10 protein-coding genes and 1 riboswitch are annotated in these 11872 nt (G+C 41.0%); all 10 genes read left to right on the top strand.

Annotation, left to right across the window (positions count from 1 at the left end; genetic code table 11):
- The coding region (galE, locus tag B3O33_RS15415; protein ID WP_292363925.1) for a UDP-glucose 4-epimerase GalE at window positions 1–689 on the top strand (689 nt) is incomplete at its 5' end.
- Between the two features lie 16 nt (window positions 690–705).
- Window positions 706–2106, top strand: a complete 1401-nt coding sequence (locus B3O33_RS15410) for a mannose-1-phosphate guanylyltransferase/mannose-6-phosphate isomerase (protein ID WP_292363924.1) — start codon at window positions 706–708, stop codon at window positions 2104–2106.
- Between the two features lie 33 nt (window positions 2107–2139).
- Window positions 2140–3543, top strand: coding sequence for an undecaprenyl-phosphate glucose phosphotransferase (locus B3O33_RS15405; RefSeq protein WP_292361753.1), 1404 nt, complete (start codon window positions 2140–2142; stop codon window positions 3541–3543).
- A 381-nt stretch (window positions 3544–3924) separates the two neighbouring features.
- A riboswitch (cyclic di-GMP riboswitch) is annotated at window positions 3925–4007 on the top strand.
- 30 nt (window positions 4008–4037) lie between these two features.
- Window positions 4038–4565, top strand: a complete 528-nt coding sequence (locus B3O33_RS15400) for a hypothetical protein (protein ID WP_292361754.1) — start codon at window positions 4038–4040, stop codon at window positions 4563–4565.
- A gap of 121 nt (window positions 4566–4686) precedes the next feature.
- A complete protein-coding gene (locus tag B3O33_RS15395; protein WP_292361755.1) occupies window positions 4687–5238 on the top strand; it encodes a polysaccharide biosynthesis/export family protein in 552 nt (183 codons plus the stop codon).
- A gap of 25 nt (window positions 5239–5263) precedes the next feature.
- Window positions 5264–6424: an autotransporter domain-containing protein gene (locus tag B3O33_RS15390; RefSeq protein ID WP_292361756.1), complete on the top strand. Its 1161-nt coding sequence runs from the start codon at window positions 5264–5266 to the stop codon at window positions 6422–6424.
- A gap of 1489 nt (window positions 6425–7913) precedes the next feature.
- On the top strand, window positions 7914–8213 hold the full coding sequence (locus tag B3O33_RS15385; protein WP_292363923.1) for a hypothetical protein: 300 nt from the start codon (window positions 7914–7916) through the stop codon (window positions 8211–8213).
- 32 nt (window positions 8214–8245) lie between these two features.
- A complete protein-coding gene (locus tag B3O33_RS15380) occupies window positions 8246–9094 on the top strand; it encodes a CpsD/CapB family tyrosine-protein kinase (protein ID WP_292361758.1) in 849 nt (282 codons plus the stop codon).
- A 3-nt stretch (window positions 9095–9097) separates the two neighbouring features.
- Window positions 9098–9988, top strand: a complete 891-nt coding sequence (locus B3O33_RS15375) for an ExeA family protein (RefSeq protein ID WP_292361759.1) — start codon at window positions 9098–9100, stop codon at window positions 9986–9988.
- A 394-nt stretch (window positions 9989–10382) separates the two neighbouring features.
- A partial coding sequence (locus B3O33_RS15370) for a hypothetical protein (protein WP_292363922.1) occupies window positions 10383–11872 on the top strand: 1490 nt, incomplete at its 3' end.

The raw sequence follows: 11872 nt of genomic DNA, 5'->3' as shown, positions 1-11872 counted from the left end.
TAAACTTATTAGATGCCATGGTGGCCACCGGGCATGACAAACTGGTTTTTTCCTCAACAGCGGCTGTATTTGGCATGCCTGAGAGAGAATTAATAAACGAAGAGCATTCACGTTTACCAATCAATCCCTATGGCCAGTCCAAAAAAATGATTGAAGATATACTGGGTGACTATCATCATGCATTTGGTATAAAGTCCGTTGCATTACGTTACTTTAACGCCTGTGGTGCTGATGCTGACGGTGAGATCGGCGAACGTCACGAGCCTGAAACACATTTGATTCCTAATATTCTTAAATCAGTTATTGCCGGAAAAACATCAGAATTGAAAGTGTTTGGTGATAATTACCTAACACCTGATGGTACCTGCATACGTGATTATATTCATGTGAGTGACCTTGCTTCTGCGCATATACTAGCAGGCGAATACCTGCAAAAACATGCTGGTGCATTTGCTTTCAACCTGGGTAATGGTAATGGTTTTAGTGTTTTAGACGTTATTAAGGCTGCCAGAAAAGTCGTTGGACAGAACATTGTGTATACAATAGAAGGCCCCAGAGCGGGTGACCCGCCAGTATTAGTTGCTGATGCCAAACAAGCTGAACAAGTTCTAGGCTGGCAACCTGCTTACACCGATATCGAGTCAATTATTGCGACGGCATGGCATTGGCATCAGAATGAAACATTTTAGCTAAGGATTACTTGTCATGATTCCAGTGATAATTTCTGGGGGTACCGGAACACGACTTTGGCCTTTATCAAGAAAAAACAAGCCTAAACAGTTTCTGTCACTATTTGGTGAATCGTCGTTATTTCAGAATACGCTTATTAGATTAGGTGGTCTGGATGATGTAGAAAACCCATTGATTGTTTGTAACACTGAACACCGATTTATGGTGGCAGAACAATTACAGACAATTGAGATGTCCGCCAGGGAGATCATCTTAGAACCTTGTGCCCGGAATACTGCTCCAGCCATTGCTTTGGCAGCAATTAAAGCACTTGAAAATGGAGACGATCCATTACTCTTGGTTCTGGCAGCAGATCATTTGATACAAAATGTAACGGCTTTTCATCACGCCATTGAACAGGCTAAGCAACTTGCTGAACAGGGTAAACTGGTCACGTTTGGCATCCAGCCTCAATCAGCCCACACTGGATATGGCTACATCGAAGCTGTAAAAAAAGATCAACCGAGTGACGTAAAACGTTTCATTGAAAAGCCAGACCAAAAAACCGCTGAAACCTATTTAGCTGCAGGAAATTTTTTCTGGAACAGTGGTATGTTTCTGTTCAAGGCATCTTCATACATTAACGAATTACAACAGTATCATCCGGAAATGGTGGTTGCCTGTAAAAAAGCGATTGAAAAATCTATTACCGATTTAGATTTTATTCGTGCAGATAGTGACGCTTTTGAACAATGTCCGAGTGATTCTATTGATTATGCTGTAATGGAGAAAACGACCAAAGCCATGGTTGTTCCATTAGATGCAGGATGGAGCGATGTAGGATCATGGTCTTCCTTATGGGAAGCGTTTCCGCAGGATGAAAACAACAATGTCCTGGTTGGCGATGTCATTATCGACTCGGTCACAAACTCCTATATTCATAGTGAGAATCGTTTGGTTACTGTACTGGGGCTGGATGATGTAGTGGTAGTTGAAACGCATGATGCCGTCATGGTGGCGCATAAAGACCAGGCACAAAATGTAAAAAATATTGTTGAAACCCTGAGTAATCAAAACCGCAAAGAAGTTCATACCCATCGGAAATGTTATCGGCCGTGGGGCAGTTATGATTCGGTGGACTATGGAAAACGTTTTCAGGTGAAACGTATTACTGTGAATCCCGGCGCATCTTTGTCATTGCAGATGCACTATCATCGAGCCGAGCATTGGGTGGTGGTTAGCGGTACTGCAGAGGTGACGCGTGATGATGAAGTGATGTTGCTGGGAGAGAATGATCCAACCTTTATTCCTTTGGGCAGTGTTCACCGTCTAAGAAACCCTGGGCGGGTGCCTTTGGAAATTGTCGAGGTACAATCCGGCAGTTATCTGGAGGAAGATGACATTATCCGCCTGCAGGATAGCTATAACCGAAAATAGATTAAAAAATAAAGAGGTTACCTGAGACCCATTATGGCGCAAAGCAAGATCCGACATTTCGATTCAAAAATCAATGCAATCTCCCGTTTGATTGATAGCGCTATTATTTTGGTGACATTCGTAGCCTTGATGGATTTGTTTGCCATCGACTGGCAGCCTAAACATGTTTGGTCATTATTGTTTTCAATCATACTGTTTCATTTTTTTGCAGAGTCACAGGATGCCTATCGCTCATGGCGTGGGACCTATGTCCGGGATGAAGTAACCGCCGTGTTATTTTCCTGGGGAACCAGTATTGCAATACTGGTTGCTATTGAACGGATAGTTATTAATGAACAAACCTATGCAACGCCATTTCTGATTATCTGGTTTATCGTTACCCCCATCGAACTGATTTCCTGGCATGCCATTGTGCGAATGGTTTTAGGCATCATGCGCTCAAAAGGATTGAATACTCGTCGTGTCGCCATAGTTGGCGCAACAAATTTGGGCTATCGACTGGAAAAATCATTTGATGATATGGATTGGACCGGATATCGTTTTTCCGGCTTCTACGATGATCGAAAGCCTGCACCGGATCGCCGTCTTGAGGATGAAGAGACCATTGTCATTGGTAGTATCGAAGATCTGGTAACAGACTGCCGTCGCGGAAAGATCGATATTGTCTTCATTACCCTGTCTTTAGCCGCTGAGGCACGCATTCGTTTACTGACTGAAAAACTGGCCGATACCACTGCATCCGTTTACCTGGTCCCGGATTTATTTACCTTTAATTTGCTCAACTCCAGATGGGTAGATTATCAGGGTATCACGGCAATCAGTATTTACGAAACGCCATTTGCCGGTATTGATAGCATGATTAAGCGTCTGGAAGACATTGTCTTCAGTTTATTAATTCTTTTTCTTATTGCGATTCCAATGCTGTTTATAGCCCTTGGAATAAAAACAACGTCAAAAGGTCCAGTGTTTTTTAAACAAACCCGTTATGGAATGGACGGTGAAAAAATTAAAGTGTGGAAGTTTCGGACGATGACGGTTACTGAAGATGGTGAAACGGTCACTCAGGCAACAAAAAATGATAGTCGTGTAACGCATTTTGGTCGCTTTTTAAGAAGAACCTCACTGGATGAGTTACCACAGTTTTTTAATTCTCTTGGCGGCTCGATGTCTATTGTTGGGCCACGACCACATGCTGTTGCACACAATGAAGAATATCGTGCAAAAATTCATGGTTATATGCTTCGTCACAAAGTTAAGCCAGGCATAACAGGTTTAGCGCAGATTAATGGTTTTCGCGGAGAAACAGATACCCTCGACAAAATGGAGGGGCGGGTTAAGTACGACCTGCTTTATATTCAGACATGGTCTTTGTTATTGGATATCAAAATAATTTTGCTGACGATAATTCGTGGTTTTAAAGGAAGTGATGTGTATTGATGTTTTATCCCGCACAGCCATGGTAGTGTCACATTTTTGTAAGCTGAACAGCCTAAACTGGATCAGTACAGTAATTACTGTATATATTTTATGGGGTTGTATACCTTACCCGTATGTAAAGAAATATGGTGTGAATGACTATTAGTCAGGTGTTTTAGGTTAAACCGGGTTTATAAGAGGTAATGATCGGCTGAATAGCTAAGCAAGTTTGTGGGTAAATGCTTAGCAGAGTTATTTGTTTCATAGTTTTGAGCTTCATCACACTTTTTTTAAGGTCTAGTACCAAAGTACAGTTTTAATGCAGCGTGAAAGCTGTTAACTTTTAGTCGTACTCCTGAGAGATGTTTCTGGGAGATACACTGAACGCAAGATAGAAATATCTTGTTTTATAGCCAAACCTGTCGTGAGGCGGGGTCGGAAAGCCACGGATCTTTGGCTAGAACGAAGATGGCCGGGTTGCATTGCTTAAATTTTTCTATTTAAAGGGTATTATTATGAAAAAAGCGATGCTTTTTGTTGTTAGTTTCTTGTTTGCAGTCAGTGCAAATGCTGCGACGCTTGACTTAACACTTGCAGGTACAGGTGGTTTTCTGGGTGGAGCTACTCAGACAATTAATTCTAATAACTCAAGTGATGTTAGTGCGTCTGGTCTTGGCTTAGGTGTCACATGGTACTCAGATTTTGTTTTACAATCTGACAAAAACACCAAAGCATTAATCACGTTTGAAGCGATCGGTGCGAGTTTGTCGAATCATTCATCAATCAATGTTGGTTTTGGTGATAACTCACCAATTTTCTCAGCTGGTGAATCACCGTTTACTGGCATTTTCAGCTTCTCACAAACGGTTATGTTGACTGCAGGTACTCAGTACTTCTTCTTGCTGGATGGCATCAAGAATGTTGCTGGTTACAAATTGAACGTTTCTGCAGTGCCAATTCCAGCGGCATTGTGGTTGTTTGCTCCTGCACTTCTGGGTTTCTTCGGCTTACGTCGTAAAGCACAGAACGCTGCAGCTGCTTAATAAGTTCACAAGAGTTAACAATATTGTTAGTTTAAGGAAAGGGGGCTTCGGCCCCCTTTTTTTTATTCTTAATAGTGTTAATATCGTTTCTAGATGTTTTCTGTAACGACGGAGTACGGTTATGAAAAAATTGTTTTTTGTATTGGTTTTGATGACCAGTTTTATGTTCGGCACAGCGAATGCTGTTGAGGCTGATTACACATTAAACGCGGGTGACAGGCTGAGCATTTCGGTTTGGAATGAAGATGCTTTAAAAAAAGAAGTTGTCATTCTGCCGGATGGAACGATTTCATTTCCGCTAGCCGGTCAGTTAATGGCTAAAGACAAAACCGTTTTTCAGGTTGAAAATGAAATCCGTGAAAAGTTAGCTAACTATATTTCTGATCCAGTTGTGACCGTAACGGTTGATGTTGTTGGTGGAAATACGATTCATATTCTTGGCAAAGTGGTGACACCGGGTTCATTTGCCATGAGTCAACCACTTGATGCCATGCAGGCCTTAAGTCTTGCTGGGGGGTTAGCGCAATTTGCAAAAGAAAATGACATTATTGTTCTGCGACGTGAAGGAACACAACAACGTACGATTCCCGTATATTATGCCCGCATAAAACAAGGAAGATCCCTAGAGTCGAATATCATGCTGGAAAGCGGTGATATTATGATTGTTCCTTGAATAAATACTCATCGGAGGAGTCAGCATGAACAAAAAATTAGCTTACAGCATCTTACCGTCATTTATGTTGCTTTCAAACTCAGTAATGGCTGCTGAATATCTTGTTGATGCTGATTTATCTCCAACGCTGAGATATGACGATAATGTCGAGCTTCGGGAGGATAAGGAAGGGAGTTTTAGTACTGAAATCACCCCGACACTATTTCTTTCAAGAACGACTGAAGATACATTTCTTGGAATTGATGCTGGTTATCGAATTGAAAGGTTTACCAGTCTGAGTGAGTTGGATCGTCAGGATCCCTTTGTACTGTTTTCAAGTAGTGCCACACATGAACGCAGTGAATATGGTTTGGATGCTGAATATTCCAAGCGTGCCCAACGTACTATCGCGGCAGAGGATACTGGTGATTTTGCATCGGATGCAACGGTAACAACACGTTCAATAGCCCCTCGTTATCAATATCAACTTACCGCCAGAGACTTCCTTTATACAAACCTGAGTTATCAGGATCGAAGTTATGATGATAATCAGTTCCTTGATAACGAAACCTACTCTTTGACGGGAGGGTGGAGAAGAAACTTTACAGAGCGACTCTCAGCCGGACTTGCACTGACCTATATTGACTATGAGGCAGAAGCTGCAAATCGAACTTCTGAATATGAAGCCTATAATTTAAATGTGACCAGTACCTACCGGTTATCAGAACTTTGGTCTCTTGCAGGACAGGTTGGCTACAATACGCTTGATAGTGAAAACAACATTATCAATGGACCAACTTTTAAAGATACCAGCTCAGGCACGCTTTATTCATTATCAGCCATTTATGAAGGTGATTTGAATAACATTACAGTTAAAATTGCAAAAGCACTTAATCCATCCGGTGAAGGTGTCGTGAATGAACAGGAAAGTATTTCGGTTGATTGGAAACGTCAAATTGCAAGTCAATTGGATTTTGGACTTTTGGCTTCTTATCAACAGACTACATCTGCCAGCGACTTTGATAATACTGATCGCGACTATATGACGTTTTCACCCAGTTTAAGATGGCGACTTGAAGAAAATATTGCTCTTAATTTTGGTTATCAATTCCGCAAACAGGAGGGTGATACCGCCCAGGATGCAGAGAGTAATATGGTGTTCTTAACGCTTAATTACGATTGGGGCGGTCTGCTTTATTCTCGCTAGATAAATCCGTAAATAACAATAGAGAGTTAGATGGAAGAAGAACAAACAAAGGGTATCGGCGATTACCTTGATATCCTGTGGCGTCGAAAATACTGGGTAATCATACCGGCGATAATTCTAATGACAGTGTCGGCATACGTTGTAATGACTATGCCAGCAATTTTTAAATCACAGGGCGTGATCTTAATTGAGTCACAAGATATACCGGATGATCTTGTGAGGACCACGATTACCAGTTACGCCGACCAGCGTATTGAATTGATTCGACAACGTTTGATGACAACGAATCGAATTATTCCTCTGGTAGAAAAGCATAATCTCTATGTTCAGCAACGTAAAAATAAAGCCTCAACCTCCGACATTGTTGATCGGTTTAAGCAAAATGTCGGCGTTGAAATTGTGCAGGCGAATGTAACGGATCCGGCAAGTGGTCGTGCCAAGCAAGCCAGTATTGCATTCAGAGTCTGGTTTATCGATGAGTCAGCAGAAAAAGCAAAACTGGTCACTGATGATATCGTGACAGAATTTCTAAGTGAAAATGTACGGGTTCGGACCGCCAGAGCTGAAGAAACCACCAGTTTTTTAAAACTGGAAGGTGACCGGATGCAAAAAGAAGTTCAGAAAACAGAAACCGAGATTGCCGAGTTCAGAGATCAATACAGCGATAGCTTACCGGATTTGCTGGATTACAATCTGGCAATGGTACAGTCAATTCAGCAGGAAATAGCCTCGCTGGAAAATCAAATTATGGTGACGAACGATCAAATCAGTACCATGGGCATTCAGTTATCCATGATCCCAAGAGATGCTGTCGGTCAAAACCCTGCTGCACCAAACCAACCAACGACAGCTGAAACTGAACTGCAACAACTTAGATCAGAATATCGCAGCATGCAGAGCAGATACTCAGCCAATCATCCCGATTTGCAAAGAACTAAACGACAAATTGAAGCACTGGAAGCAGAGCTTGGTGTTATTGCATCACCCCGATCAGAGCTTGAGAATCAATTGGCCGAGGCTAAATCAAATTTACAAAATTTAAAACAACGATATGCATCTGAACATCCTGATATGAAAGCCGCTGAAGCGGAAGTGTCCAGGATTGAAAAAATGTTGTCAGATTTGCCACAAGATGTTGCTGGTGATTCTCCAGGACAACAGCAGGGAATGGCATCTAATCCTGTATATATAGAAGTTTCCGCTAAAATTGATGCAACCAAACGCGAAGTAGCGCGCATGCGCCAGCGGCAGAATGAGCTAAGAGAGAGGCTTGCTGAATACGAACAACGAGTTTACAAAACCAATCAGGTGCAACGTGCATACCTTGACCTGACGCGGGATCATGAAAACAAACTCAACCAGTATCGAGAGTTACGTGCCAAGCAGCTAGAAGCTGAATTAGCACAGACACTTGAATCTGAAAGTAAAGGTGNNAATCGAGCCTCCCCGGGTTTCAGCAAAACCTGAAAAACCGGATCGGCCAAAACTGATGGCAATGGCGTTTGTTGGCTCGCTGGGTGCCGGTGCCGGAATGGCTATTCTCATTGAGCTACTTTTCGGTGGTGTGCGCGGGTACAGTCAAATCAGTCAACTGGTAGGTAAAACACCATTGGTTGTAATCCCGGTGATCAGTACTGAGCATGATAAACGGAGAAAGCGAGTAAACAGGATTCGGATATTAATTGTGTTCATCTTAATGATTATTGCCGGCATAGCAGCGATTCACTTCTACATTATGAATTTGGAAGTGCTATGGTTTAAAGTCATGAATAAACTTAATGTACTTTAAAAATATTACTCAATTATTGGTAAGTAAATTATATGGATAGAATCCAAAAAGCCCTTGATAAGGCGAAACAAAGGCATGCAGAAGCAGTGACGAAACCAGAGGTCATTGCTCCTGAGAAAGCTGCTGCTGATGCCGGTTCGAAAAATAAGGCAACGGATCCGTTAATTGCGCCAATTGATTCAATTGAATATTCCCAAACAAAAGTCGTTAATGTTTCAAACGAGCAGTTAGACCGGAAACGGTTAATTGCTGGCTTTTATAATAATTCGCAATCCGCGGTATTCAGAATGTTACGTACTCAGGTTTTGAAAAAAATGCGAGGAAATAACTGGCAATCACTGGCCGTTACTTCTCCCACAGAAGGTGAAGGTAAATCGGTCGTTGCAGCCAATCTCGCGATTGCAATTGCAATGGAATTAAACCAAACAGTATTGCTGGTAGATATGGATCTGCGAAATCCGAGTATTGCCAAATATTTCGGCCTTGATGTCAAACTAGGATTAAAAGATTATTTATCGGGTGACCACCCGCTTTCCGATGTGTTGATTAATCCTGGTATTAAACGCCTGGTTATTTTACCCGGTTTAGGTCGGGCAGAGGATTCAGCCGAACTGTTATCCAGCCCTAAAATGGCCAGTTTGGTCTCAGATATCAGATCACAATATGACTCAAGGGTAATTATTTTTGATGTGCCACCCGTACTTCAAACTGATGACGTCCTTTTGGCGAGTAACTACTTTGATAGCACGATTCTGGTTTTAGAGGACGGTAAAAACCCTGAAACTAACATTTTAAGAGTACTGCAAATGCTTGAAGGCACTAATCTTATGGGAACCGTTATCAATAAATGTTCACGAGCCCCTGAACATCAAAATTATTAATTTATGTATACAGAGCATTTTGGACTAACACATAAACCATTTAATCTGGTTCCTGACCCTCGCTTTCTCTACCTGAGTCCCAATCACAAAAAAGCCCTGACGATGCTGGAGTACGGACTGATGAGCCATGCCGGCTTTACGGTAGTGACGGGCGAAATTGGTGCAGGTAAAACCACACTTATCCGAGCATTATTATCCAAAATTGAAGGTGACTGTGTTATCGGATTGATTAATAACACCCATGAATCATTTGGTGAGTTAATGACCTGGGTACTTGACTCGCTTGAGATCGAATCAAACGCTACTGATAATGCCGGGCGTTATCGCGACTATATTGAATTTGTAGTTGAGCAGCATGCTCAAGGTAAACGAGTCGTATTGATTGTGGATGAAGCACAAAATCTAACTGTGCAGGCATTGGAGGAGTTAAGGCTCTTATCTAATGTCAATATAGACTCGGATATTTTTCTTCAACTGGTATTGACCGGGCAGCCTGAACTGATTGATAAACTAAATCAACCTGAACTGGTTCAGTTTGCGCAACGGATAGGCGTTGAGTTTCATTTGAAAGCATTAAACTTTCCTGAAACACAAAACTATATTGAATATCGACTGCAAGTGGCTGGTGCAAAACAAAAGATTTTTTCTAATGAAGCCTGTGCTGTTATTTACTGTTATAGCGAAGGTATTCCCAGACGTATAAATAATCTATGTGACTTTGCACTTGTTTATGCCTTTGCCGACAACAAACTCGAAGTTGATGTGACATTGATTCAGGAAATGATGCGGGATAAAAAAGCTTCTCGTATTGTGAGAACTGAATTTTCAGAAAATCCGGACGTAAAGCGCGTTAAAAGCTGGTTGCTTGAACAACACAACATACAACTAAGCTAATCTCAAAAATCACATTCAAAGTGTGACCGAGCTCACATTGAATTAAATTCTAAAACAATAGAATCTACTCAATAAACTTATGAAGCAGGCATCATCCCTGCTTTATCGAATGTTTTAAAAAATCCTCTGCCCCCCAGGGGATTTTTAGCCCGGCGGAAACGTCGGGCTTTTTTTATCTTTGATTTTTATACTAAAAGCGTATTAAAATCATCGACTCTTGGCTAGAGCAAAATCTCTCAGCAATTATTAGAGAAGATAATTGCGGTCTGCTTCACACTATGATGAACGCCATGACAAATGAAACTAAATATGTGATTCCAATCACCTTTTCAAAATACCTTTGTGCATATCATCATTCACGCAATCATCTATTTACTAATTGGGGGGAGATGAAATGAAAAAGTCATTAATTTTACTGGCGACATTCCTACTAGGCACGCTCAGTGCCACTGCACAAGCACAAAATTACTACGTTTGCGATAACGGTAACGACAGCAACGATGGCCGCACTGAAGCGAAACCATTCAAAAGCTATGAAAAAGCAATGGACACTTTCAATAAAATGAATGCTGGGGATAGTGTACTTTTTTGTCGTGGTGGTGTGTTTCCACAGTCAAAAGGGGTTCATCTTTATAATAAAAAATGTACAGCCTCTAGTACCTGTACAATTGGTGATTATGGTAACAAAAACTTAGTCAAACCACTTATTGTCAGCAATGGAAACACCTCAATTCGCTTTCAAGAAGGGGCAAATGCAGATCCGGATGGTGGTTATGTTGTAAAAAACTTAACCTTAATGGGCGACTCTAAAAGCAAAGCTAATGGCATAGATATGTATAACGATGTCGATGACGTTACTATTGAGAACCTTCATATTGAAGGTTTTAGAATTGGTATTCGCTCGGCTGGCGCAGGCGACTTAAATCCTGGTACTAACGGAATCAATGACCGGCTTCTAGTGAAAAACAGTACTATAATCGGTAATTTTTACCAAGGTTTTTATGGTTCATGTCAGGACTGTTCGATAGAAAATAATGTTTTTGAAAACAATGGTTATTCACAACGCATTCTCACACATAACATATACCTTGGAGCTCACAAGCCAGCTAATGGTATGAAAATAAAGAATAACCTTTTATATAAATCAGCCCGTTATGATGGAGTTTGTTCAGGTGTATCATTAGTTGTCCATGGTAAATTTAACGGCCTTGTTATTGAAGGGAACACTATAAAAGAGGATTTGGGAAAAACTTCTGGTCACTGCTGGGGCATAGGTATTGACCCAGGCTATTCTCATGAAGATGAGTATTTCACCAACACGGTCATCAGAAATAATAAATTGATTAATGTTGGTAATGTCGGTATTGGCTGTGCTTCTTGTGATGGTGCAATCATTGAAGGTAACGAGATTATCGATGAAGGTAGCGAGTTCGGTGCTGGTATAAAAATTCCATCTAAAATCGAGAATAGTGTTAAATCGAAAAATATCACTATTAAAAATAATAAAGTTATCCTTAATCACTTAACTGGAAATGGTGTTTCAATCGGTGGAGTAAACAAATTTAATGTTATGAATAATGATATTAAATTGCCAGTTGATACAAAAACAGATTGTTTTGATAAGTATGATGCAAATATCAATACTGATACGTCTAAAAACACCTGTACGTTACACAATGGTGTATCAATTATCGATATTATTGAAGAGGAAACTGAGGTTGTAGAAAACACACCTGAAGAGCCAGTACAAGAGCAACCTGTTGTTACTGAGCCTGAAACAGAAGTGGTAGAAAATACACCTGAAGAGCCAGTACAAGAGCAACCAGTGGTAACTGAACCTGAAACAGAAGTGGTAGAAAATACACCTGAAGAGCCAGTACAAGA

This window comes from Methylophaga sp. UBA1464 (assembly GCF_002325665.1).
Classification (GTDB): domain Bacteria; phylum Pseudomonadota; class Gammaproteobacteria; order Nitrosococcales; family Methylophagaceae; genus Methylophaga.
Note: the sequence above shows the minus strand (reverse complement) of the source record. Positions and strands in the feature narration are given on the sequence as shown.